Raw genomic sequence first — 22,763 nt, forward strand, 5'->3', positions numbered from 1 at the left:
CCAGAACGTTGATGGCCAGCGTGCTAGGAGGCGGGGAAGGAGGACTCCTGCAAGAGGATGCGCGCAGAGATGTCGCAGGCAAGCTGCCTTCATGTGCATGCTGCAGCAGGTCATAGGAGCACTTTCGCTTTCCACATGTCAGACATCCAGCGCAGCCAACACACATACCCTCAGGAAGACGAGGACGGCCCTGTGGGCGGAATGCCAAACACCGCCACCGTCGCCTACGCTGGCAGGTCGCGCTGGCTGGCGCGCTTCGATCGCTTCGCCAGCCGCGTCACGCGCTGGGCTGGCACGCCGACAGCCTTCTGCGTCGCGCTGATGGCAGTGGCGCTGTGGGCGATCTGCGGACCGCTGTTCGGTTTCTCGGAGAACTGGCAGCTCGTGATCAACACGGGCACGACGATCGTGACCTTCCTGATGGTTTTCCTGATCCAGCAGAGCCAGAACAAGGACAGCGTAGCCATGCACCTCAAGCTGGACGAACTGCTGGCGGCCCACAAGCGCGCCAGCAACCGCATGATCGGCATCGAGGATCTCGACGAACAGGAATTGCAGCGCGTGGCCGCCTTCTATGCACGGCTGGCGGAACGGGCGAAGAACGGCAGCCTGGCGAGCGAGGCCGCGCAGAAAGTGGCACTGGGCCGGGACATGGCCAAGTGCGCTGATCGGTCGGAGTCATAGCCCGGTAGGAAAAGCCTGTTGTCTCACACGCCCCACACGTTTGCGTAATCCGCCGGCCGCGCCAAGGATGCAAGCGGCGTCGACTGCAAAAAATACTTGGAAGTCTCCGCACCGACTCAACGGTTGAGAAGCAGAACGCCGAGTGCGAACTGTAGGACGTAGCGCCCGAAAAGTTCATTGGGCTTGCGCGGCAGGCTGAGCGGAACATGATGCCTCATGCTCGCTTCCGATTCGGACCTCAAAGCCCGGCTGATCGCCCAGATGGCCTGGGAGGCCGCGTGCGAGCGCCTTCGCAAGGCGCTGCGCCCGCCCGCCGGTTATCCGTCGATGTCCGCGGAGGAGTTGAACGCGGCTTTCTCGAACGCGGCCGAGCGCTTGCACACGCTGCGCGTCCTTTCGACGACGCCTGACGATCGGCCCGATCAGCCCTGAAGCCGATCGAGGGACTGTACGTAAATCGCAGCCTCCGCGGGACTCATGGCATCCTCGAGCTGAGCCAGTTCGAGTTTTTCGCAATCGTGCGACACCCACTCGAAGAGATGCGACGCGGGCATCCGGTCCATGCTCGAAGCATCGCTCCACGAACCCAGCCGCACGTGAGCGCTTTCCAGGAGACGCTGCAGATCGAGCGCTCTCAAAACACGCAATGCCGCCATGTCTGCCGCGGCCAAGCCCTCGCGGCATCGAGCCCAACGCCGCTCACACTCCGTCATTCGCCGAAAGCTCTTCGCGATTTCGGCGCTCGAAGGTGACACGCGACCACAGCGCTCGCACAATCGCTGGAACTCGCAAAGGGTGTGCGCATAGCTCAACTGCTGCAACAGCAGCAAAGCATGGGTCAGGCGACGCACGATGGACACAAGGATCGTGCAGGGGCCGGCACGACGCAGCAGCACCGAATGCACCTACGTGGCCCGCCCGCCCCTCACCGATTGCGTTCGCGTTCCTTCGATTCCGAGGACGGCACCGGCCGCGCCGACGATCCCTGGGCGCTGCGCCCATTGTCCGAAGGCGCGGTGTCCTGAGGATTGGTGCGCGTCAGCCCGCCGTTCGGACCGCCGCCGGGTGGGCGGTTCTGGCCTGTGCGCGCCTCGGCGGGGCCGTGCTCGCTGCTCAACGGCTCGGTGCCGCGTCCCGTGTCAACGCGCGGACCCGTGGCCCCCTGGGCCTTGGGCGTGGAGTTTCCCGCAGCAGGAGCGACCGATCCCTTTGGATTTCCGGTGGACGATTGCTGTGCACCTGCAAAGGGTGTTGCAAGAACCAGCGAGAGTGAAAGAAGCGCAAGCGGCCTTCGAATGTGCATGGTGGGCCTCCAGAAAGAGATCGATTCTTGAAGCCCGCGACGGCATGGACGTAGGACAAGCGCGTTCCTGTTCGCGAATAAGGAAGCCGAGGGCGCTTCGACGCAGCGCAGTACGTTCAGTCCCCCAGCGCCAGCTCCACAAGGTCAGCCCTTGCCAGCCTCGTCCGTTCGCTCGGCATTGGTGGTGCTGCGCGATCCCTTGAGATGAAGTTCGATGTCCGAGGCGTTCGTACCCACGGCGCGGATGGCTTCTTCGACCTGCTCGTGCGTGGCGTCGAGCTTGCGGGCCAGTTGCTCGATGTCCGAAGCGCTCTTCGCATCGATGGACTGGGATGGCGGATTCGTGGATGGCATGGTGTCTCCTGTAGAAAAAAATGGATGGAAAAGTCCTGCAGAGCAGCCTTCTAGGTCTGCCCCTGTCCGTCGCCCGTGCGGTCATGGACCCACCGCATGGCTTGCTGCTGGCCGTGCCGCAGGGCCTCTTCGGCGGTCGCGTAAGGATCGGCGTCCTGCGGCAGCCGCTTGGCCTGGTCGGGCTGCGTCATCCAGTCCACCGCGACTTGGTATTGTCCGCGCGGGTCGGGCTCGAGCACCAGCCGGAACGCATGGCCCCTGTAGACAAAAGCATGTTCGTTGGTCATTCGGATCTCCAGGTAGTTGACCGGCGACGGATCGAGCACCACGGTGCACACCAGGTTCGGGCCATCGCCAACGGCAGCTGCGCCACTGCGCTCGCAACATAAAAAGAGCCCGATGAGAGCACCGTGCGGAAGGAAGAAGCTGCGTGCATGAGGAGGCCTCGGAAGGCCCCGGAAGTGATCGCCTCGACAAGCTAGGAGGCGGGCGGGCCCGGCGACGCGCGGGGTTCGCCCGAGCGGGCGTAGGACGCTCAGCCGGTGGTCATCGATTCAACCGGCAAGAAACCATGCTCAGTCGGAAGACCCGGGCAACTTGATTCCGCGCATCAGCTGCTTCATCGACTCCCCGATCTCTTCGCTGCGCGGCGGCGGCGGACGCCCGTTCGCGACAAGGCGCTCGATCAACAGAAGCAGTGGATCGATTTCGAAGGGCTTGACGAGAAACGCGTCGTAGCCGCGAAAGACTTTGCGCACCACTTCTTCGTCCGTGGCGCTCATGATCACGAAAGGTATGCGGCAGAGCGCGGGGTTGCGGCGCACGGCTTCGCCGAGTTCACCGCCGTTCATGATCGGCATCATGAAGTCCGAGAGAATCAAGGCGGGGACCTCGCCCGAGAGAAGCTCCAGCGCTGCCTTGCCATTGGAGGCGGAAGCAACGCGGTAGCCTTCCGATTCCAGCAGGAGCCGGAGAATCTGAGCGTTACCGTATTCGTCCTCGACAACCAGGATGAGTTTCATCGGGACGGACTTTCGATCAGACGCTCGGCTGCCCGCCGGCATCGAGCAGGTTCAGGTTCACATCCACTGTCGCTTGCGAGGCCTGGCTGCCGCGAACCTTGGAAATCGACAGGATTCGTGCACCATGCCTGTCGCGCGGGAGAAACTCGAACGCGTTGTCGAACCAGCCGACCACGCCTTCCGCCAGCGGCGAGGCGGCCGCGGCCGAAAGGGCGGCGGGATCCACGGTGAACAGCGATGTCACGCCTCGAGACTTGAGCTCCCCGAGCAGGCGCCCCAGGAAGCGATAGCCCCGTTCGGAGAAAGCCAGGGTGTCGGCCATGCCAGCCAGACCGTCCACGACCAATCGGCGGACCTTCAACTCGTCGACCAGTCGCAGCAGCTTGTGCCCCATCTCATCCATGGATTCGTCTTCGTGACCGAGCGGTTGAACGGTGAGCGCACCGGAATCAGCGGCTTGCGCGACGGCCAGTCCCAACTCCTGCCCCATGCGCTTCAAGTCCCCCACCAGTTCCGTGCACGGCAGAAGAAGACCGTGCGCGTCGTCAGTTGCTGCTGCAGCAAACGCGAGCGCCAGAGTGGTCTTGCCGGCTCCACTCTGACCGATGACCACCGAAGCGCTGCCGGAAAGAACCCCGCCGGCCCGTAGGACTGCATCGAGCGCCGGTATTCCGGACGAGAGGGCTTCCGGCCCCAGGGTTCCAGGCGATGCCGTGATAGGAAGACTTTCCAGGCGCGGAAAAAATTGAAGGCCGCTCGAAGAAATGCAGAAGGTATGCCGGCCGCGAATGACCTGGCTGCCGCGAAACTTCCGCACCTGCATGCGGCGCTCGGCCCGCCAGTGGAAACCGTAGTCCTCAAAGGAAAAGATGCCATCGACCATCGTCTGCTCGGCACTCAGGGCATTCCCGTTGCCGCTCGTCAGCACGAGGCATGTGCACGACATCGCGCTCACAAGGCTTTGGAGTTCATGCACGAACTGCCTCACCGAGTCGTCCGACATGGAGACCGGCCCGCCCACTACGAGACCGTCGATGACGAGCAAACCGGGGCGGTGACGGAGAAGCTCGCCTTGCAGCAAGGCAACCACCGCTTTCAGGCCGCCTTGCTCGAGCTCTCGATAGCCGCTGACATAGAAGACCTTGGCGTTGACCTCGCGCTGTTCGAAGAAAATTTGCCCTTCCATGTGCTGGAGCATTCTCGAATGCGATTCCGCGAGCATGGTGACGTAGAGCGTGCGGGTCTCGCGGCGAGCCAGCGTGTAAGCGATCTGATTCGCCAGCGTCGTCTTTCCCACGCCCGGTGGCCCCTCGAAGATGTAGACGCCTCCTTCGAACAAGCCGCCGTTGAGGATGCTGTCGAAGCCGTCGACATGGGTGGGCAGTCTTTTCATTCTGGGCACATACGGAGAGTGAGGAGATGGCGCTCGAGTTCACCTCTGCGCCGCCGCATATTGTGCAACGCTTCGCCAGCGAGGCGGCGTCCTGGCCCGAGCCGCACGCGCCGGAACTCCCTTGCCGCTGGAAGCGCGGCTAGCCTACGTGCCGCGGCGACGAAAGAACCGAGGGTTCCCGCTTTCTTGTCGAAACCGCCCTAGGAGATACACATGGCCGAGGATGCCCAAGGCACGGGAGACGAACGTTCAGCAATGCGCGATGGGCCGGCCGCGAGCCGCTTGCGGCACATTTCCGTGCACGTGATCGAGCCCGCCCCGGGCCGTTACTTCTGGGTGCTGCTCGAGCAGGGCACCGAGGGGGCGGCCTGGGTCGACATGCTCGAGAGCCAGAAGCCATGCAGGCACTGGAACCACGCATTGACCGATGGCATGGCCGCGCTGATCGACCTGGCGGGCGACGTGCGCGAAGGGCCGCGAGCAGTAAATTACGCACGAAAATCCTTCCGCTAGCGGGATGGACGTGTCGTTGCGCAACTGGTAGCGCGCGGCAGCACCACGCGCTGTCGGCGTCGCTCAAGCGGGCCCGGTCTTCTCTTCTCCCGCGGCGTCGCCGATCTTCGACAGTCGCCTCGCGCGCGGCCGCCGCGGCGACCTGTCATCGAAATGCTCCGGCTGCTGGCGTCGGGCGCGCGCGAGGGCCGAAAAGCCTTCCGCCGTCACCTCCGACACGCATGCGCGCGCGATGTAGACCTCCCCCGAAAGTTCGCGGATCGGAGGGTCGAAGCTTGCCTTGAGCAGCTTGGCCGCGTGCAGCCCGAGCAGCCGCTCGACGTCATCCCTCGAGGTGCACTCAGCGGGGAGTTGCTGCTGTTCGAAGGATGCCAGCAGCTTCATGCTGGCCAGCACGCGCAGCTCGCGTTCGCTCAATGCCTTCCTACGCACTCGGCGGACCTTCGCTTCCCGGCTTCGTGGCAGCCATCTGCTCGCGCGCCAGCAACGAGGCCGCGTGGAGGCGCTCCGCCGTCAGGGCCGCGGCATCCGCCGTCATCGTCACGGCCACGCCATTGGGTCCATCGAGAATCACCACGCCATCCTCCGCGGTGGCGTGGCCGGCATCTTCGCGCAGCCCGGGCACGGTGCGGCGATCGGTCATGCGGAACTCCCGGTTCGTGCAACCGCGCGTGCCGCGGTCTGCTGGTTCAGGTACAGATATTGGGGGTCGAACCGCGCTCTCTCGACCAGGCTCTTCAAGTCCAGGATCTGCACGCTTGCGCCGCGGACATTGCACAGCCCGGCTTCTCGCAGTTCGCGCAGCACGCGATTCACGTGGACATTCGTGAGGCTACAGACCTCGCCGATATCGGCCTGCGTCATCGGCAGCGAGAAGGCATACCCGTCGGATGCGCCGATCGCCAGCAGGCGGGCGTGCGTCTCGCAAAGGAAGTGCGACACGCGCTGCAGCGCGTTGAGGCTCGACAAGCGGTAGATCCACTGCCGGTGCATCGCCGCGTCCAGCAGCGTGAGGAACCACAGCCGCCTCGCCAGACCTGGATCGGATGCCTGTATATCTTCCAGCGCGGCATGCCGAAAGACTGCGACGGTAACGTCGGTCAATGCGGCGACATCGTGGTCGAGCTCCTTCAGCGCATAGGCGTGCAGGTCGACGAAGTCTCCCGGCACATGCAGCGCGACGGGATGGCGCCTGCCATCGGGTGCGTCGACATGGCGTGTCATGAATCCCTCGACGAGCAGCGTGCTGATGTCGACTGGCACGCCCTGGCGAACGACCACACTGCCGGCCGCGTAGGTCTGTGTATGGGAGATGGCACCTTCGAGCAGGTTGCGCTCGGCATCTGAGATTTCTGCAGCGCGGTTGCGAAGTACGTCATCGGTCAGCATGGAGGATTCCTTAAGTCGGATGGTGCACCGCTTCGCGGCGTGCTGCATTAACCTGGATCAAGTTTGCAGCTGCGCGAGCGCTATGCGACGAATATGGGTCAAAGAGGGCTTTGTCCTACGCACGGGATCCCCGCCCGTCCTCAGAGTCGCGCTCCTCCCACGACCCATCTCCATGCGAGGCCTCATGTCCAAGAAAAAAGTCACCCCTTCCGTTGCCACCCTGGATGCGGCGCGTGCGGCGGCACGCAACACCGACAGCGGACCCGCCGCACCGGCACCGGCGGCCGCCGGAAGCAACGACCTTCCGGCGCAGAAGGCGATCGATGCGCAGGCCCTTGCCGCCGCCATGCCCGGCAATCCGAACAAGGCGCTCGAGCATGGCATCGCGAACGCGCAGTCCGCGCCCGTGGGCGCGACCGCCACACCGGCATCGCGCCTGGCCACCGGCAGCACGCTCTCGGAGGCCAATGCCTCGGCGAAGACGGGAACCGCAGCCCCTGAGGGCGTGAACGCGACCATCGATTCGCTGGACCGCGTGCGAGTGGACTCTTCGGGCCAGATGCTCACCACCAACCAGGGCGTACCGATCGCCGACAACCAGAACTCCCTGAAGGCCGGCGCGCGCGGGCCGGCGCTGCTCGAGGACTTCATCCTGCGCGAGAAGCTCACGCACTTCGACCACGAGCGCATCCCCGAGCGCATCGTGCATGCGCGTGGCTCGGGCGCGCACGGTTTCTTCGAAGCCTACGAGCCGCTGACGAAGTACACCAAGGCCGCGCCCTTCAAGGAGGCCGGAAAAATCACGCCGGTGTTTGTCCGCTTCTCGACCGTCGCGGGCGAACGCGGCTCCAAGGACACGGCGCGCGACGTGCGCGGCTTCGCCGTCAAGTTCTACACCGACGAAGGCAACTGGGACCTGGTCGGCAACAACATGCCGGTGTTCTTCATCCAGGACGCGATCAAGTTCCCCGACCTCGTCCACGCGGTGAAGCCCGAGCCCCATCACCAGATGCCGCAGGCCGCGAGCGCGCACGACACCTTCTGGGACTTCGTCTCGCTGATGCCCGAGTCGACCCACATGCTGATGTGGCAGATGTCGGACCGCGCGATCCCGCGCAGCTACCGGATGATGCAGGGCTTCGGCGTCCACACCTTCCGCCTCGTCAACGACGCGGGCGAATCCTTCCTCGTCAAGTTCCATTGGCAGCCCAAGCTCGGCACCCACTCGCTGGTGTGGGAGGAGGCGGTGAAGATTTCGGGCGCCGACCCGGACTTCCATCGCCGCGACCTGTGGGAGGCAATCGAGGCCGGCGAGTACCCGGAGTGGGAACTGGGCTTGCAGATCTTCACGGAGGAACAGGCCGAGCAGTTCAGCTTCGACATCCTCGACGCGACCAAGCTGATCCCCGAAGAGCTGGTGCCGGTGCAGATCGTCGGGCGCATGGTGCTCAACCGCAACCCCGACAACTTCTTCGCAGAGACCGAGCAAGTGGCTTTCTGCACCGCGCACATCGTGCCCGGCCTGGACTTCACCAACGACCCGCTGCTGGCGGGCCGGATCCACTCCTACGTGGACACGCAGATCAGCCGCCTGGGCGGGCCGAACTTCCACGAATTGCCGATCAATGCCCCGGTCGCGCAGGTGCACAACAACCAGCGCGACGGCATGCACCGCCAGGCCATCCACCGCGGCCGCGTCGCCTACGAGCCCAACTCGCTCGCTGGCGGCTGCCCGTTCCAGGCCGGCGCCGCGCAGGGTTTTACGAGCGTCGCCAGGCGCCTCGATGCGAAGGAGAACGCGGACAAGGTGCGCATCAAGCCCGAGAAGTTCGCCGACCATTACACCCAGGCGCGGCTCTTCTTCGAGAGCCAGTCGGAGGTCGAGAAAGCGCACATCGGCAATGCCTTCCGCTTCGAGTTGTCCAAGGTGACGGTGCCCGCGATCCGCGAACGCGTGGTCGCGAGCCTCGCGAATGCATCGCCCGAACTGGCGGCGCGGCTTGCGCAGGACCTGGGCATGGCACTGCCCGCGCCTCTGCCCAAGGCACTCGAGAACCCGCTCCGGCCCGAAGTCGAGGTCTCGCCGCCGCTGTCCCTGCTGGCCCGGCCGGGCGATGGCGGCATCCGCACGCGCAAGGTAGCGATCCTGATCGCGCATGGCGTGGAAGGAACGTCGCTCGCGAAGCTCATCAGTGCGCTGGTCGAGGCTGGCGCGGTGCCGCGCCTCGTCGCCGCCAGACTCGGGACCTACAGCGGTGCCGCGGGCGAAAGCTTCGAAGCGGACGCCACGATGGAGAACTCGCCGGGCTTCCTGTTCGACGCGCTTGTCCTGCCCGATGGCGCCGCGGCGGTGGAGGCGCTCGACGCCGATGCCCACACGCTGGAGTTCCTGCGCGCGCAGTACTGGCACTGCAAGACGATCCTGGCCTTCGGCGCCTCGGAAGCCCTGCTGGCCGAAGCGCAGATCCCGCTGGCGCTGCCCGATGGCTCGCCGGATGCGGGGCTGGTGCTCGCGGATGCTTCCGATGCCGATGCGGCGATCGCGGCATTCATCGCGGCCATGCCGTTGCGCCATTTCGATCGAGAGAACGATCCGCCGAAGAACTGATGCGCTCCTCTCGCGTCGCGCTGGCGCGCCAGCTCCTTGTGGCCTCCTTCCAGGCCTTCTGAGGCAGAACCATGATCGGAATCGTCATCCCCGCGCACGACGAAGAGTCGGTGATCGAGCCTTGCATGGCGCACGCACTGGCCTGTGCCAGCGATCCGCTGCTCGGAGGAGAGCGCGTGGAGATCATGGTGGTCGCGGATCGCTGCAGCGATGCGACGGCCGCGATCGCCGCGCGTTCGGGCGCGAACGTTCTGGCTATCGACGCGCGCAACGTGGGGTGGGCACGCGCGGCCGGTGCCAACGCGCTGCTCGCGCTCGGCGCACGCTGGCTCGCCTTCACCGATGCCGACACCCTGGTCGCCGAGGACTGGTTGTCGCAGCAGCTCGCGCTCGACGCCGATGCGGTGTGCGGCACGGTCGCGGTGGACGACTGGACGCCTCATGGCGAGAACGCTCTTTTTCTGTCACGGCACTTCGCCACGAGCTACCGCGATGCCGATGGGCACCGCCATGTGCACGGAGCGAACCTCGGAGTGGCGGCGCATGCCTATCTGCGTGCCGGAGGCTTTCAGGAGCTCGCCTGCAGCGAGGACGTGGCCCTGGTCACCGAACTGGAGCGCACCGGCTCGAAGATCTGCTGGAGCGCGCGGCCGCGCGTTCGCACGAGCGCGAGAAAGGTGGGGCGTGCTCCGGGAGGTTTCGCCGATGCGCTGCTGAACGCGGTGGCCTCGCAATTCCTCGGCAAGCCGGCGGCCGCCTGATGGCCACCGACGCCCAGGAGGTGGGAACATGCCGTTTAAGAGGGCGCGTCCTTCGTCCTTGTGCCTGGCACAGTACTGCGCAACGGCTCAAAGGGCTCTCGCGGGCAGTCTTGCCACTCCGGCGCTATCAGCGCAATCACGCCCTCGGCAAAAGCCACCACGTCTTCGGTCAACAGTGAGCCGGAAACAGGCACGCCCACACGCTTGGCTGGCGCCTTCAATTGAGCGCGCCGCAACTCGGCATTGTTCGGGACAGGATGGCTCGATGCGCTCGCATTGGTGCCGCCCGTAGGCGGCTTCGCGGATTCTCCGCTCCCGATGGGATTGGGCCGTCTTCTTTGCGAGCAATCTCGTAGAAACAGGCGCACCCGCCTGGGCTTCGAACCATCGCTTGCGACCAAGAGCAAGGGCTTGCGCCCGCGCATGCGGAACCTTTGAAGCCAGTGGCGACGCACGCGTGCATGCGCGTTACGCCTACCGTGGCGGGAGCATCGGCGATCACTACTTCGGCAGGCACACCGACTCCGCATGCGGCGGGCGCAACACCGAATCCCTTCCCTTGGCACAGAGGAACAGCAATGACCGATCCACGCGACGCGGGCCCCCGGCCTCCCTTCTCCACCTCCCAGCAACAACCGCCCGGCCTCGAGTCCGAGATGTCGCCGCGCCCCGATTTCGGCGAACACTCGTACGTGGGCGCCGGCAAGCTCCTCGGCAAGGCGGCCCTTATCACGGGCGGCGACAGCGGCATCGGCCGCGCAGTCGCGCTGGCCTTCGCCCGCGAAGGCGCGGACGTGGTGATCTCCTACCTGGCCGAGGAAGAGTCCGATGCCCAGGTCACCCGCGGCCTCGTCGAGGGTGCCGGTCGCCGCTGTGTGCTCGCACCCGGCGACATCCGCGAGGAGGCGCAGTGCCAGGCCCTCGTGGCCAGCACGCTCGAGCACTTCGGCCGCATCGACGTGTTGGTGAACAACGCCGCCTTCCAGATGTCGCACAAGTCGCTCGAGGACATCAGCGCCGGAGAGTTCGATCGCACCTTCCGCACCAACGTTTACGCGAACTTCTATCTCTGCAAGGCCGCGGTTCCCTATATGAAGCCCGGCAGCTCGATCATCAGCACCGCCTCGGTCAACGCCGACAAGCCCAACGCCACCCTCGTGGCCTATGCCGCGACCAAGGGCGCGATTCAGAACCTGTCGGGCGGCATGGCGCAGCTGCTCGCCGACAAGGGCATTCGCGTGAACTGCGTGGCGCCCGGCCCCTTCTGGACACCCCTGATCCCCTCAACCTTGCCGGAAGACAACGTCAAGGAGTTTGGCACGCAGACGCCCATGAAGCGCCCGGGCCAGCCGCGCGAGTTGCAGGCCGTCTATGTGTTGCTGGCCTCCGACGAGGGCAGCTACATCTCGGGCGCGACGATTCCCGTGACCGGTGGCGTGCCGTTCCTTTGAATCGGTCCCAGACGTTTACCTTTTCTCCGGCGCCGCTCGTTCCTGTGCCTTGCGGAAGGCACTCCGGGCAGGATCGAGAGGTCGCCCTCCACTTAGGGACCACGCGTGTTTGCGGTCACATGAGGCTCTTCAGCCACGCGTTGGTTGACGGCTGATGGCGCGCTTCATGAGCCTCAAGCGCGAGGGGCAAACCCCAGCGTCCGGTTTTGACAGTTGCCACCTCCTGCAGGCGGCAGTCCCGAGTGCTACTTGGCGAGAAAGTCTTCTGCCGACTTGCCGGCGTCCAAAGCGGCCTTGAACCAAGCCGGGCGCGGACCGCGGCCACTCCACACATTGCCGTTCGGATCACGATACTTCGGTGCCGATGCACCCCCCTTGCCAGAGGACTTGCGACCCGCTTTACCCGATAAGGCCTTCGGTGTGCGACCGCGCTTGGCGCCCCCCGCGACGCCGAGTTCCGCAGCGGTGAAGCCGTACACGGCGATGGCTTCTTTGATCCGCGCGAGCACCTCATTGGACTCCTGTTTGCGCAACTGATCGGCTTCTTGCTGAAGCTGTTCGATTTGCTTTTGAATCTCGAGGAAAGTCTTTTTTGCCATTGCTTGGTGGTTCATTTAATTTTGAGGTATCGATTTTTATCATAGATATCGACGCTCTCAAAAAAGTGAGGCTTGCCATTTTCTTGAAATACATCGAAAGAATCCAAATCTGCACACATCGGGTTGTTTCCGAGAAACGGACTGTCAAGCGATCAAGGAAGAGCCATCCACCTAACCTGATCTCAGCCTGATTGAACTTATCCCTTGCGCGGTCATCGCCAGATCTGATGATCTTCGAACTTTTCCGACGCAACCAACGTAATCCTCAATTCAAGAGCTTGAAAGAGGTGCTGGCACCAGGGATGAGCCACCGTGATCCAAAAAGACTGACCACGGCTGGCGTTCCGGGTCGTGCACGTTCGCGTGAGAGCAACGCGATGCCACATCAACCGTTGCCTGCCGCGCACAGCGTCACTCGCAAGTCTCACCGGTTTCGTTGCTCATTCATTCCATCGGACTGTTCTCCAACTCGATGGCATTTTTCTGATCGAGGCGGCCTCGGCACACATGCGCAGGGGGTTCTGGCTGCAGTCCGCCTACCGAAAATCCCGGCTTTCGGTTGCTTTCGCTAGCCTTCCCAACAAAGGCGTCAGGTCCTCCAGCCGAGAGGCGATGAGATTCTTGACCTCTCCTTCGCGCTGCCAGATTCCGTGCACCGCCATCAGTTTGGAGGCCAGGAGTTCGCTTCGCTGCAACTCCCTCAAGCCTTTCCACACGATCACCTGCACGACGCCCGTTTCATCCTCCAAGGAAACAAAGATTGTTCCCTTGGCTGTGTCGGGCTGCTGCCGCAACGTCACGATGCCGCAATGGCTGACCTGCACTCCGTTGCCCACGGTATTGAGTTCTTCCGCGGTCATCATTCCTCGATGCGCCAAGCGCTCCCGTAGCAAGGACAAAGGATGCCTGCGCAGCGTCAAGCCTATCGACGCATAGTCAAACATGATTTCCTCGCCTTCTGGCGCAGGAGCGAGCTCGAGCAAGTCCTCGTCGATCGGCGCCTCGCGCAGAATTCCGGGCCCCGCTAGCAGCCCGGCCGCGTCCCACACCTGCTGCCGCCGATGTCCCGAAAGACTCATCAGCGCATCCGCGGCAGCCAACCGCTTCATTTCCTGACGCTCCAGCCCTGCGCGCAGCGCGAGGTCCTCGGCGCTGTCGAAAGGACATTGCGCGCGAGCATCGACAACACGCTGCGCCGAAGCAGTCTGAAAGCCGGTAATCATCCGCAGTCCCAGGCGCACCGCCGGTTCATGCACCAGGTCCTCGAGCGTACAGTCGATATCGCTGTGCATGACATCGACCGCTCGTACTTCCACGCCATGGCGGCGCGCATCCTGCACGAGTTGCGAAGGGGAGTAGAAGCCCAGTGGCTGCGAGTTGAGCATCGCCGCCAGGAACTCAGCCGGGTGGTGGCACTTGATCCAGCAACTCGTGTAGACCAAGAGGGCGAACGAAGCGGCATGGCTCTCGGGAAAGCCGTATTCGCTGAAACCCTTGATCTGCTCGAAGATGGCGCGCGCGAAGCCCTCGTCGTAGCCACGCGCCTTCATGCCTTCGACGATTCTCGTGTGATAGTGCTCCAGGCCACCCTTGCGGCGCCACGCTGCCATCGCGCGACGCAAACCGTCGGCTTCCCCAGGGGTGAAGCCTGCTGCCAGGATCGAGATCTGCATCACCTGCTCCTGGAACACAGGAACGCCCAGCGTGCGACCCAGTGCTTCGCGCAGCGCCTCGCTCGGGTAGACCACGGGCTCTTTGCCCTGGCGCCGGTTGAGGTACGGATGCACCATGCCTCCTTGAATCGGCCCCGGCCGAACGATGGCCACCTCGATCACCAGATCGTAGAAGCATCGAGGTCTGAGTCTGGGCAGCATGCTCATCTGTGCGCGACTCTCAATCTGGAAAACGCCCACCGTGTCTGCCTTGCAGATCATGTCGTACGTGGCAGGGTCTTCGGCAGGGACGTCCTGCACGCTGAACACGCAGCCCTTGCGCTGCCCGATGAAGTCCAGCGCCTTGCGTATCGCAGTCAGCATGCCCAGCGCCAGACAGTCGACCTTGAGCAGGCCGAGCGCATCCAGGTCATCCTTGTCCCATTCGATCACGGTGCGATCTGGCATCGCGGCGTTCTCGATCGGCACCATGCGGCACAGCGGTCCCTTGGTGAGCACGAAGCCGCCGGTGTGCTGGCTCAGGTGCCGAGGAAAACCAATGAGCTCGCCCGTCAGATGCATCAGTTGCTGAACCTGCAACGAATCCAGCGCGAGGCCGCTTTCCGGCAACCGTTCGGGGTGAACCTGGGCGCCATCCCACCATTGATGCCCCTTGGCCAGCGCGTCCACTGTCTCCAGTGACATCCCCAGCGCCTTGCCGACATCGCGAATGGCGCTCTTGGGACGGTAGCTGATCACCACCCCCGTGAGCGCTGCGCGATCACGTCCATATTTCCGATACAGGTACTGCAGCACCTCCTCCCTGCGCTCATGCTCGAAATCGACATCGATGTCGGGCGGCTCATTGCGCTCTTTGGAGATGAATCGCTCGAACAGCACGCTCATGCGGCCCGGATCGACTTCCGTGACACCCGTGCAGTAGCAGACCACGCTGTTGGCGGCGCTGCCGCGGCCCTGGCACAAGATGTGCCGAGACCGTGCGAAGGCCACGATGTCGGCCACCGTGAGGAAGTAGTGTTCGTAGCCCAGGTCTGCAATCAGCGCAAGCTCGTGCTCGATCTGCGTGTGCATCGCGGCCGGAATGCCGTCCGGCCAGCGGCGGCCCGCCCCTTCATAGGTGATTCGGCGCAGGTAGCTGGCGGGTGTTTCCCCTGCGGGCACCACCTCGTCAGGGTACTGGTAACGCAACTCGTCCAGGCTGAAGCTGCATCGCTGGGCGACCTCGAGCGTGCGCGCGAGCAGCTCTACGCCGTAGGTCTGGGCGAGGCGCAAACGGGTTCGCAAGTGCCGCTCGGCATTGGGCTGCAGGTCGAGCCCGCATTCGGTCAATGGCTTGCCCAGCCGCGTGGCGGTCATCACGTCCTGGAGCGGTTTGCGAGAGCGAACATGAAAATGCACATCGCCGGCAGCCACCAGCGGAATCGCCGTGTCCTGGCCGACGCGCTCCAATCGGTGCAGCCACATCTCGTCGTCTAGCAATCGCAGCTTCTCCACCGCGAACCAGCAACGCCCTGTGAACTCGGCCAGCAGCCAGCGCCCGATCCATTCGAGCTGGACGGCAGTGGCCATGCGCTGTGGCGAAGCCAAGACGACACAGCCGTCCAGCTCGGTCCCCCTGATGTCCTGCAGATCAAGGCGATAGCTTCCCTTCGCGCAAGCACGGCGCAGTTTGGTGATGAACTGAGACAGGTTGCCATAACCTTCCAGATGGCACGCGAGCACGGTGAGCGTGAAGGAAACCGCGTCGGGATGCGCCCCCTCCGTGTCCACTCGGAACTGGCTTCCGATCAGCAGCTTCATATCGTGCTCCTTGGCGGCAACATGGGCGCGAACCACGCCCGCCAGGCTGCACTCGTCCGTGATCGCCAAGGCCGAGTAGCCAAGCTTCTTCGCGCGCTCGACCAGTTCCTCTGGGCGGCTTGCCCCACGAAGAAAGCTGAAGTTGCTCAAGCACTTCAGCTCGGCATACAGGGGCAGTTGCATTTAGAGCCCTCAAGCGAAGGTGCCATGGAGAAACCAGGCGATCTCTTCCCGGGCCAGGCGCATCTGAAAAATCCATAGCACACCGGCATGCTCGCTCACGGCCACCCAGTAGTCGCGTGCGACATGGCGAGTGGTCTCCGGCGGCGGAACGGCGGAAAACGCTCCCTCGTTGTTGCCGGCCTCGACACCTGTTGTGCGATCCCACCAGCCGCCCTCCACGCGATGGGGGCCCGCCAGCAGTTGAAGCACACCCTGGTAGATCGGCCGGTTGTCCTGAACGGCAAGACGCAGCGGCTTGGCGAGCATGAAGCTCGGCTGCGGCAGGTCAAGCGGCCTGCACCCGATGCGAGGCGCGCGTTCGGGCGCCGGTCGCCAACGACACATCCATTCCATCCGGTGGTCCTCGACGAGGACCGGGCGCAACACGCGGTCCGGCCCCAGGCGTGCGGCGATGCGCTCGAGGACGAGCGCCAGGCTCTCACCCGACTGCTTCGTCTCAGGCAGCATGGAGAAGCTTTTTTCCTCCAACGGGTGCACCTCGTTGGCCACCAGCTCCAGATCGCCCACTGGCGCCAGCAGTTCGACCTTGACCAAGTGCTCAGCCAGAAGCCGCATCAGGTGTTCGGTGTCGCGCGTGGCATGGGCCGTTCGCACTGTCATTTCGCCGCCATCACCTGCCGCCTTCGAGCGCATGGCGTCATGGCACCAGCGCAAGGTGAAGGCAGTCACGCCTGAGCGCCGTGCCAGAAGCCACCCCGCCATCTGCAGCATCAGTCGACGAGCACCGAAAATCATCGCCGGCGCATGCTCCACACGCGCCATCAGCTCGAGCTTCGCATGGAAAGTTTCCGACAGCTGGGTCCACGCATGACCGTCAGGGCGCAAGCCATACGCCTGATCCAGGGCTCCAAGCAACTGCGCGTCAAAGCGCCGGCTCAGGCCACCGCGCGGTAGGGCTCGAACCTGTCCCAAGGTCTGGCAACCCAGGCGTGCCAGTGTGGCTTGGTGCACGGCGACCTGCGTGAGTGTCTCCAGCGGCAATGCATCCAACAGTTGCGCCAAGGGCTTCGCAAAGCCATTGGACACGCCCGCTCGCGCGAGTGCGAGCGCGGCCAAGCTTGTGGGCGCCCATGCGAGGTGTCGCACGCCAAGATCGACGCACTCTTCGCGCACCCGCTCCACCAACCGGCGCTTGCCGCCAAAAAGTCGCAAGCTTTGCTCGAGTTCCATCACGACGCCGGGACACGACAAAAGCGCTTCGAGGACGGCAACGCGCGGGGTGAACTGCAGGCACCAGGTCGCCAGACCGTCGAGCGCTTCAGTGCGCGGCTTCGGATCGTCCGGCAGGTTGTCCGGGAGCAATGCTGCCCACAGCATGAGGGAACTCTCTGGAATGACGCGCCGCGATCAGACGGCTCGGGTGTTGCAGGCGCGGCGTGAGGATGTCCGCCAGACCACCGGGGATCGATGGCAGACGCAGCTCCGTATCGTGCGAGGGCCCCTTGCGCTTGAGCAGTTGCACTCGCAGTTCCCAATCGATGCCGAATCGCGCTTGCAGGCGCAGCGGCGCCGCCGACGCCTCGTGCGCGGCCGCAGCCGGTCGAAAGAGGATGATCGGCGCGTCGCAGCTCTGCGCGCCAACCTGCAGGCGACGAATCTGTTCCTGACGAGCCTGCGGCACCCATCCCAGCACCATGCCCGCTGCGTTGGCCCTGAGCAGCTGTTCGATCGCCCACAGCCGCTCCACGGGCTTGTCCGCGTGAATCCAGACTAGATGACGCTCGTCGAGTCCCAGATGAACAAGCCCTGGGATATGCGGAGCCTTGGGAGGCCCCACCACCACGATCTGCTTGCCTTGCAAGACCAGCGCACGCACGGCGGGCGCGAAGAGCCGCCATTCGAGAACCGTCGCCTGCACCTGCAGAACTTCGGTCAGCGAACCGCAAGGCCACCCACCACCGGGCAGTTCTGCGTCCAGGGCCTCGAAGCCACTGCTGAGGACGCGGGTCACGGGGCTACCCAGGGCATCCCCCCGCCAGATCGCGGATTCCACCGCGTGCGGAAGGAGGAGCGGGCGGCCTTTCGGGTCGCGCGGTGCATGGGAAGCGAAAGGGGTGGGGGACGCGTCGTCGCCACCCACCCACGACAGGGAGGCGATCATGTGGACTCCGATGCTGTATGGAAATACAGTATCCTTGAGCCTCCAGCCGTTTAGCAAGAAGGTTTACAAATTTGGCGGGTTTTTGAGGTGCGAACGCAGCACCCCTGGAGTTTCTGTGCGTTGCATCAGGCCCCAGAGGCGTACTGCCACAACGCAACGCCTAGCGAACATCAGGAGCAAGTCTTCGAGTGACGCGACGGCACGTGGGAGGTACAAGGGGAGCGCGACTGGCGGCCGAACTGGGGCGGAATGTCGCGCCCGCAGCCTTCGTTCAACTTCCAGGCGCCGGACCAAGAAAAGCCTGCTGACACATGACTGGCAACGCGACAACGATCGCAGCCACGACTTCAAGGTGGGAATGCCGGAATGCTCCGGCGGGCATGTCACAACAAGTCGATGTCGGCCGTCTTACAAGCGAAGGCTGGTGATGTTGCCAGTCTTCACACAAAAGGAAAGAAAGATCATGCAACGCGCAAATTGGTTTCAAGTCTCGCCCGAAGGTGCGAAGGCCATTGGGGGCCTTCATCACTTCGTCACCAAGGACACTGACCTTCCGGCTCAGCTCATCGACTTGGTTTTTCTCCGGGTCTCCCAGATCAATGGCTGCGCCCATTGCATCGACATCCACACACGCGATTTGATCAAGTCGGGTATGTCGGTCGACAAGGCTGTGCTGGTCCCGGTGTGGCACGAAGCGGCCTACCTGTTTTCGGATCAAGAGCGCGCAGCCCTCGCGTGGGCCGAAGAAGTGACCCTGGTCAGTGAAACGCATGCGTCCGATGAAGCTTATGCAGCCGCAGCGGCCGTCTTCAGCGAGAAGGAACTGGTCGACCTTACCCTCACGATCGCAACCATGAACGCCATCAACCGCCTCGGCGTCAGTTTCCGTCTAAAACCCCGTGCGAAAGTCGAATAACGGCCAGCCCTTGCCATCACACGACTGCAGGCAAGCGAACCAGAGTGGCGGCAAGACGCGCCAGCTTTTCTGGGTTGCGCTGCACATGGATCTTTTGGATCTGCTGGTCGCCGATCTCAAAGGACTGCGCCGATTCCAATTGCCCGTCGATGTAGCGCAATAGGCCCCATCGACCATTGAGCTTCACCAGTTGGACCTGCATCGCCCCGCCATAACGGCGGTGTGATGCAAAGTACATCAAAGCGATGCGACGTGCGCCCAGAAGAGGCGTACCAAAGCTCGGGACCAAGCCACCGCCGTCACTGAACAGCTTAGCGTGTTCGCCAAGAAGAGCTTGCAGCCCCGCGAAGTCGCCACGTGAAATCGCATGAGCGAAGTCCCGCAGCACCTGGTGTTGGTGCTCGTTGCGTACGGGCAATGCCGGCGGGCGCGGATCTTTTGCGCGAGCTTTCTCCAGTTCGCGCCGTGCACGGTGCACGATCTGTCGCGCTGCCGCTTCTGTTTTCCCTAAGATTTGAGCTACTTGGTCATAGTCAACATCGAAGACCTCGCGCAGAAGAAATGCGGCGCGGGCCTCTGGTGAGAGATGGTCAAGAAGAATCAGAAATGCTACAGAAACGTCGTCGGCCAGCGAGTAGATTTCCTCCGGATTGGTGTGGTCATCCTCAAGCAGCGGTTCGGGCAACCAATAGCCTGGATAGGTCTCGCGCCTTAGCTTCGCCGCGCGCAGCCGGTCGATTGCCATCCGAGTCGTCATCTTCACGAGCCAAGCCTCGGCATTGAGCACCTTGTTTTGGCTCTCCCTGCGGAATTCATGCCATCGCAGCCAGGCGTCTTGAACCAGATCTTCTGCCTCGTGCGCGGAAGCCAACATTCGATACCCGATGGAATAGAGACGATGCCGCACCTGTTCAAAAACGTCGGACAAATCCTGCCTACCAGTCAGAAGGTTCAAGAACTCATCAATCGTATCCCAGACATCTGCGAATGCGCTGCAGCGCTGGCCTACGGATCTGCATCTCGCACCCAGAACTGCTGCCCAATGGCTTGCGACCGCGTTTGGACTGCCTCAGAAAGCGGCCATTGCTGAGCGCTTGGACGCTCACTCACCGAGCATAAGTGAGCCAATCTGAACAGGATGGCAACGGCTGTAGCGCATGGGACGGGATCTCAACCGAGCCCCCAGAACCGCACGCCGTTTGTCGAGTTGATCCAAGAATTACACCCCAACCCCACTGCATGAGCTCGCTGCCAAGGCAGCGCGGCGGTTTTAGGGCACGTGTCTGGCCACACCGGCAATAATTGGACCACTGACCGTCATCCGTCCTGTCTGCAGGTCACGCAAAGGGTAAAAAACTTCTCCAGTGTTTGATTTGCCAAGCACGCCCGCCGTGCTCTCAGTCACGTACACGCCTGGCAGTTCTGTGTTCAGGCTGACACGGACTCGGCAAGACATGTGTGGAATCCAGAGCTGCAGTTGCTAACCGTCTGGGACATACAGAGCATCCGCTTCAACGGAGGGAAAGTTTTCGCCATCCTCGATGTTGACAATGATTTTTGACCCGCTTATGTACTGGAGCTGGCTCGCCGTGATGTACCAGTAGGCTTGACCATTGAAGCGAATTCAACGGTGCCTCTGAGCGGCTTGATGCTGGCAATTCCACATGGAAAACCATCAGAGGCCGCCGCTCCTGACGCAAAGAGGGCGGTGAGCATGCACAGAGTCTGATCCTCATGCCGGCACCTCTCATGCCTCCAGATCGAACTTCAACTGGAGTTCGCGGATGGCACGAGCGATGTCATTGCGATGCGTACCTCGATCGCTCATGACGCGGACGGTCCAGTTCGGGTACCCCTCGCCGGCCTCCATCCAGATCACGCCGCCTCTGTAGACGTCCGTGTCTTCGCCTCGAAGACCTGGGATTCGACTGATTCTCTCCAGTAGCAGCTCTTGCAGCTGCTCAGCAGTTCGGGTGGCTTTCGGCATTCTGGGCATCACGGAGAGCTCGTTCAGGCCGCGAGCTTGGGGTGGGAGCACATTTTGAACCACTACCATTTCCGATAAGTGCCAGAGCGATACGCTATCAACACTTAGCTCGAACCGCGCGGTACCTCGCCCAGCAGCGTCGTTGGCGCGAGCGCTTCCGCGCACGCCTTCGAGGGTTCGACCGCAAAGTCCTTGTCCGTCGACAGTGAATCGATAGAGTTCAACTGAACTATCGAACGTTGTCGTCGCGCAATGACTTCCAACTGTCGCCCCAGCATAATCCGAACCCGCGTGTCATCGGAAACTCGGGCACGCTTTTCCGCGCTGGCAGCACTTCATGGCCTCTGCGAGTCACACCTGCTCGCACGGATGGTGAACGAGGTTCTCAAAAGTTCGAACTCAGACGAACAGGCCCACCCCGAAAAGGATGCAACGCCTGCACTCGAGGCGGACGATTCAACCCTGCCTCGCGTCGCACTTCGCCTTCGGCCGGGTGACCGCGCCTTGGCGACGCTGCGTGCCGAAGCATGCGGCATGAAGCTCAGCAGCTACTTGGTCCTGCTGGTGCGCAACCATGTACGCCGCTCGGCGGTGCCACCCCCTTGCGAACTGACACAGCTCAAGGTCCTCTGCGCGCACCTGGCCGCGCTAAGACGGCAACTCGAGTCGTTCGGCACGCCGAACACGCCGGTCGGAGTGCCCACGGCAGTGGGCGAGTTGCTTGAGGAGGCCCGAAGCCAGGTGGAAACAGCGCGCGAAGAAGTGGCGGCCGTTGTTCGCAGAAACCTGATTTGCTGGGAAACCGGCGCGCCGGACTGAAATGCCTGCGAGAAACGCGCAAGCCAGTCGGCAGGGCGCCGCACCGTTCGGGACCACACCCGACATGTCGCTGGACATCGTGAGCTATGGTCGCAAGGGGCCAGGCGGCGTCTTGCGCTTCAGTTCCGACGAGATCGCGCAGATCCGGCGCACGGTCGATCGTGCACCAGAGGTGATGGTGAAAGTGACCGGCGGCGGACGCGACGCCTCCAGCGTTCAGGTCCATTTGGACTACATCGGCCGGCAGGGAAAACTCCCCCTCGAAGACGATGAAGGACGCACCCATCAAGGAAGAAACGCCGCTCGCGAACTCGCAAGCGACTGGCAGTTGGAGCTCTGCAAAGGTCAGTACAAGTCCAAGCCGCGCAAAGGTCAAACGGACAGCCGTCCCAAGGTCGCTCACAACATCGTGCTATCGATGCCGCAAGGTACGCCGTCGGACAAGCTGCTGACGACCGTGCGCGCATTCGCACGCACGAACTTCGGGCAGCGCCACCGATACGCGATGACCTTGCATGTCGACCAGGCGCATCCGCACGTCCATCTGGTCGTCAAAAGCGAGCAGGAGTACGAGCCAACAAAGCGGCTGTGCATCTACAAAGCCACGCTCAGGCAGTGGCGTGAGCAGTTCGCGGCACTCTTGCGCGAGGAAGGCGTGACGGCGAACGCGACCGCCAGGCAGGTGCGTGGACAGATTCGCACCCCCTACAGTACGGCAGTCCATCACCGCCTGCAGGCGCTCCAGGCGGCCGCTCGGTTACCACCGGGAGAGAAAAGCCAGCATCAGGCGCCAAAGACTTCCACCTTCATGCAAGCCAAGATCGAAAAAGTGCTTCGTCTCCTCGGCACCCAGGAGCACGTCATCGATCAAGGTCTCGAGGCGATGCAACGCACGCGACAAGGAGTACTCCATGATTGGCGCGCCACGGCTCAGCAGCTGCGCCGGCAGGGCGAGGCCGAACTGGCAGTGCAGGTCGATCGCTTTGTCGCGAGCATGCCTGCAGTGCAGACCGACGCCAGATGGCTCGCAGAACGTTGGAAGACGCAGGCCGAGCGCCGCCCGGACCCGACGGCTCTGGCCCATGACAAAGGACCCCGGACGCGATGAAACCCAACTTCGGCACTTTGACGCCTCCTTCGGGCTCAA

General features: G+C 63.3%; 23 protein-coding genes. 9 read left to right on the forward strand and 14 right to left on the reverse strand.

Going from position 1 to position 22,763, the window contains the following annotated elements; all coding sequences use genetic code 11:
• The first annotated feature begins 201 nt into the window (after positions 1-201).
• Together KV106_RS23360 and KV106_RS23365 are read left to right on the forward strand one after the other, a co-directional pair.
• Positions 202-684, forward strand: coding sequence for a low affinity iron permease family protein (locus tag KV106_RS23360; protein WP_261212830.1), 483 nt, complete (start codon positions 202-204; stop codon positions 682-684).
• 216 nt (positions 685-900) lie between these two features.
• Positions 901-1,116, forward strand: a complete 216-nt coding sequence (locus tag KV106_RS23365) for a hypothetical protein (protein WP_057591456.1) — start codon at positions 901-903, stop codon at positions 1,114-1,116.
• On the opposite strand, the gene KV106_RS23370 is transcribed toward KV106_RS23365, so the two are convergent.
• The 5 genes from KV106_RS23370 to KV106_RS23390 form a co-directional block, all read right to left on the reverse strand.
• The gene (locus KV106_RS23370) at positions 1,107-1,580 is read right to left on the reverse strand and encodes a hypothetical protein (protein ID WP_261212674.1); all 474 of its coding nucleotides are present in this window, start codon (positions 1,578-1,580) and stop codon (positions 1,107-1,109) included. The two genes, KV106_RS23365 and KV106_RS23370, sit on opposite strands and share 10 nt — an antisense overlap.
• A gap of 551 nt (positions 1,581-2,131) precedes the next feature.
• Positions 2,132-2,341: a DUF3606 domain-containing protein gene (locus tag KV106_RS23375; protein WP_261212675.1), complete on the reverse strand. Its 210-nt coding sequence runs from the start codon at positions 2,339-2,341 to the stop codon at positions 2,132-2,134.
• A gap of 50 nt (positions 2,342-2,391) precedes the next feature.
• Positions 2,392-2,628 (reverse strand): hypothetical protein, encoded by a 237-nt coding sequence (locus KV106_RS23380; RefSeq protein WP_261212676.1) that lies wholly within the window; start codon positions 2,626-2,628, stop codon positions 2,392-2,394.
• Between the two features lie 288 nt (positions 2,629-2,916).
• Complete coding sequence (locus KV106_RS23385) at positions 2,917-3,363, reverse strand: response regulator (protein ID WP_261212677.1); 447 nt, start codon at positions 3,361-3,363, stop codon at positions 2,917-2,919.
• Between the two features lie 16 nt (positions 3,364-3,379).
• Complete coding sequence (locus tag KV106_RS23390) at positions 3,380-4,756, reverse strand: RAD55 family ATPase (protein ID WP_261212678.1); 1,377 nt, start codon at positions 4,754-4,756, stop codon at positions 3,380-3,382.
• 213 nt (positions 4,757-4,969) lie between these two features.
• On the opposite strand from KV106_RS23390, the gene KV106_RS23395 reads away from it, so the two are divergent.
• A complete protein-coding gene (locus tag KV106_RS23395) occupies positions 4,970-5,269 on the forward strand; it encodes a hypothetical protein (protein ID WP_261212679.1) in 300 nt (99 codons plus the stop codon).
• Positions 5,270-5,332: 63 nt separating this feature from the next.
• Here KV106_RS23395 and KV106_RS23400 read toward each other — a convergent pair whose 3' ends face one another.
• The 3 genes from KV106_RS23400 to KV106_RS23410 are packed head-to-tail and all read right to left on the reverse strand — an operon-like array spanning position 5,333 to position 6,658.
• A complete protein-coding gene (locus tag KV106_RS23400) occupies positions 5,333-5,686 on the reverse strand; it encodes a hypothetical protein (RefSeq protein WP_261212680.1) in 354 nt (117 codons plus the stop codon).
• 7 nt (positions 5,687-5,693) lie between these two features.
• The gene (locus KV106_RS23405; RefSeq protein WP_261212681.1) at positions 5,694-5,912 is read right to left on the reverse strand and encodes a hypothetical protein; all 219 of its coding nucleotides are present in this window, start codon (positions 5,910-5,912) and stop codon (positions 5,694-5,696) included.
• Positions 5,909-6,658: a Crp/Fnr family transcriptional regulator gene (locus KV106_RS23410; RefSeq protein WP_261212682.1), complete on the reverse strand. Its 750-nt coding sequence runs from the start codon at positions 6,656-6,658 to the stop codon at positions 5,909-5,911. The genes KV106_RS23405 and KV106_RS23410 overlap by 4 nt, the downstream gene beginning before the upstream one ends.
• A gap of 184 nt (positions 6,659-6,842) precedes the next feature.
• Here KV106_RS23410 and KV106_RS23415 point away from each other — a divergent pair, with 184 nt between their 5' ends.
• The 3 genes from KV106_RS23415 (at position 6,843) to KV106_RS23425 (ending at position 11,478) form a co-directional block, all read left to right on the forward strand.
• Positions 6,843-9,266, forward strand: coding sequence for a catalase (locus tag KV106_RS23415; protein WP_261212831.1), 2,424 nt, complete (start codon positions 6,843-6,845; stop codon positions 9,264-9,266).
• Positions 9,267-9,337: 71 nt separating this feature from the next.
• Positions 9,338-10,027 carry a glycosyltransferase family 2 protein gene (locus tag KV106_RS23420; RefSeq protein ID WP_261212683.1) on the forward strand — a complete coding sequence of 230 codons (690 nt, stop codon included), beginning with the start codon at positions 9,338-9,340 and terminating at the stop codon, positions 10,025-10,027.
• Positions 10,028-10,605: 578 nt separating this feature from the next.
• Complete coding sequence (locus tag KV106_RS23425) at positions 10,606-11,478, forward strand: SDR family oxidoreductase (RefSeq protein ID WP_261212684.1); 873 nt, start codon at positions 10,606-10,608, stop codon at positions 11,476-11,478.
• A 245-nt stretch (positions 11,479-11,723) separates the two neighbouring features.
• On the opposite strand, the gene KV106_RS23430 is transcribed toward KV106_RS23425, so the two are convergent.
• The 4 genes from KV106_RS23430 to imuA form a co-directional block, all read right to left on the reverse strand.
• Entirely contained in the window at positions 11,724-12,092 is a 369-nt protein-coding gene (locus KV106_RS23430; protein WP_261212685.1) for an H-NS histone family protein, read from the reverse strand.
• Positions 12,093-12,613: 521 nt separating this feature from the next.
• Entirely contained in the window at positions 12,614-15,733 is a 3,120-nt protein-coding gene (locus KV106_RS23435) for an error-prone DNA polymerase (protein ID WP_261212686.1), read from the reverse strand.
• 9 nt (positions 15,734-15,742) lie between these two features.
• On the reverse strand, positions 15,743-17,110 hold the full coding sequence (locus KV106_RS23440; protein ID WP_261212687.1) for a Y-family DNA polymerase: 1,368 nt from the start codon (positions 17,108-17,110) through the stop codon (positions 15,743-15,745).
• Positions 17,052-17,894, reverse strand: a complete 843-nt coding sequence (gene imuA, locus KV106_RS23445) for a translesion DNA synthesis-associated protein ImuA (RefSeq protein WP_261212688.1) — start codon at positions 17,892-17,894, stop codon at positions 17,052-17,054. Before imuA ends, KV106_RS23440 begins: the two co-directional genes overlap by 59 nt.
• Positions 17,895-18,357: 463 nt before the next feature.
• Between imuA and KV106_RS23450 the strand changes: the two genes are divergently transcribed.
• Positions 18,358-18,810 carry a carboxymuconolactone decarboxylase family protein gene (locus tag KV106_RS23450; protein WP_057591514.1) on the forward strand — a complete coding sequence of 151 codons (453 nt, stop codon included), beginning with the start codon at positions 18,358-18,360 and terminating at the stop codon, positions 18,808-18,810.
• A gap of 16 nt (positions 18,811-18,826) precedes the next feature.
• On the opposite strand, the gene sigJ is transcribed toward KV106_RS23450, so the two are convergent.
• The gene (gene sigJ, locus KV106_RS23455) at positions 18,827-19,765 is read right to left on the reverse strand and encodes an RNA polymerase sigma factor SigJ (RefSeq protein WP_261212689.1); all 939 of its coding nucleotides are present in this window, start codon (positions 19,763-19,765) and stop codon (positions 18,827-18,829) included.
• A gap of 792 nt (positions 19,766-20,557) precedes the next feature.
• Positions 20,558-20,797 carry a hypothetical protein gene (locus KV106_RS23460; RefSeq protein WP_057591516.1) on the reverse strand — a complete coding sequence of 80 codons (240 nt, stop codon included), beginning with the start codon at positions 20,795-20,797 and terminating at the stop codon, positions 20,558-20,560.
• Positions 20,798-21,331: 534 nt separating this feature from the next.
• Between KV106_RS23460 and KV106_RS23465 the strand changes: the two genes are divergently transcribed.
• Together KV106_RS23465 and KV106_RS23470 are read left to right on the forward strand one after the other, a co-directional pair.
• A complete protein-coding gene (locus tag KV106_RS23465) occupies positions 21,332-21,616 on the forward strand; it encodes a hypothetical protein (protein WP_261212690.1) in 285 nt (94 codons plus the stop codon).
• A 64-nt stretch (positions 21,617-21,680) separates the two neighbouring features.
• Positions 21,681-22,724, forward strand: coding sequence for a relaxase/mobilization nuclease domain-containing protein (locus KV106_RS23470; protein WP_261212691.1), 1,044 nt, complete (start codon positions 21,681-21,683; stop codon positions 22,722-22,724).
• Positions 22,725-22,763: the final 39 nt, after the last annotated feature.

Origin of the sequence: Variovorax endophyticus, from assembly GCF_025376855.1 — a bacterium.
GTDB lineage: Bacteria > Pseudomonadota > Gammaproteobacteria > Burkholderiales > Burkholderiaceae_C > Variovorax.

What these genes read in the sequence shown, in the direction of transcription:
- KV106_RS23435 (WP_261212686.1), bottom strand. Translation starts at nt 15,733, where the DNA reads ATGCAACTGCCCCTGTATGCCGAGCTGAAGTGCTTGAGCAACTTCAGC.
- KV106_RS23425 (WP_261212684.1), top strand. Translation starts at nt 10,606, where the DNA reads ATGACCGATCCACGCGACGCGGGCCCCCGGCCTCCCTTCTCCACCTCC.
- KV106_RS23415 (WP_261212831.1), top strand. Translation starts at nt 6,843, where the DNA reads ATGTCCAAGAAAAAAGTCACCCCTTCCGTTGCCACCCTGGATGCGGCG.
- KV106_RS23405 (WP_261212681.1), bottom strand. Translation starts at nt 5,912, where the DNA reads ATGACCGATCGCCGCACCGTGCCCGGGCTGCGCGAAGATGCCGGCCAC.
- imuA (WP_261212688.1), bottom strand. Translation starts at nt 17,894, where the DNA reads ATGATCGCCTCCCTGTCGTGGGTGGGTGGCGACGACGCGTCCCCCACC.
- KV106_RS23395 (WP_261212679.1), top strand. Translation starts at nt 4,970, where the DNA reads ATGGCCGAGGATGCCCAAGGCACGGGAGACGAACGTTCAGCAATGCGC.
- KV106_RS23380 (WP_261212676.1), bottom strand. Translation starts at nt 2,628, where the DNA reads ATGACCAACGAACATGCTTTTGTCTACAGGGGCCATGCGTTCCGGCTG.
- KV106_RS23375 (WP_261212675.1), bottom strand. Translation starts at nt 2,341, where the DNA reads ATGCCATCCACGAATCCGCCATCCCAGTCCATCGATGCGAAGAGCGCT.
- KV106_RS23420 (WP_261212683.1), top strand. Translation starts at nt 9,338, where the DNA reads ATGATCGGAATCGTCATCCCCGCGCACGACGAAGAGTCGGTGATCGAG.
- KV106_RS23390 (WP_261212678.1), bottom strand. Translation starts at nt 4,756, where the DNA reads ATGAAAAGACTGCCCACCCATGTCGACGGCTTCGACAGCATCCTCAAC.
- KV106_RS23365 (WP_057591456.1), top strand. Translation starts at nt 901, where the DNA reads ATGCTCGCTTCCGATTCGGACCTCAAAGCCCGGCTGATCGCCCAGATG.
- KV106_RS23460 (WP_057591516.1), bottom strand. Translation starts at nt 20,797, where the DNA reads ATGCCGAAAGCCACCCGAACTGCTGAGCAGCTGCAAGAGCTGCTACTG.
- KV106_RS23450 (WP_057591514.1), top strand. Translation starts at nt 18,358, where the DNA reads ATGCAACGCGCAAATTGGTTTCAAGTCTCGCCCGAAGGTGCGAAGGCC.
- KV106_RS23465 (WP_261212690.1), top strand. Translation starts at nt 21,332, where the DNA reads ATGAAGCTCAGCAGCTACTTGGTCCTGCTGGTGCGCAACCATGTACGC.
- KV106_RS23360 (WP_261212830.1), top strand. Translation starts at nt 202, where the DNA reads ATGCCAAACACCGCCACCGTCGCCTACGCTGGCAGGTCGCGCTGGCTG.
- KV106_RS23430 (WP_261212685.1), bottom strand. Translation starts at nt 12,092, where the DNA reads ATGAACCACCAAGCAATGGCAAAAAAGACTTTCCTCGAGATTCAAAAG.
- KV106_RS23440 (WP_261212687.1), bottom strand. Translation starts at nt 17,110, where the DNA reads ATGCTGTGGGCAGCATTGCTCCCGGACAACCTGCCGGACGATCCGAAG.
- KV106_RS23385 (WP_261212677.1), bottom strand. Translation starts at nt 3,363, where the DNA reads ATGAAACTCATCCTGGTTGTCGAGGACGAATACGGTAACGCTCAGATT.
- KV106_RS23410 (WP_261212682.1), bottom strand. Translation starts at nt 6,658, where the DNA reads ATGCTGACCGATGACGTACTTCGCAACCGCGCTGCAGAAATCTCAGAT.
- KV106_RS23470 (WP_261212691.1), top strand. Translation starts at nt 21,681, where the DNA reads ATGTCGCTGGACATCGTGAGCTATGGTCGCAAGGGGCCAGGCGGCGTC.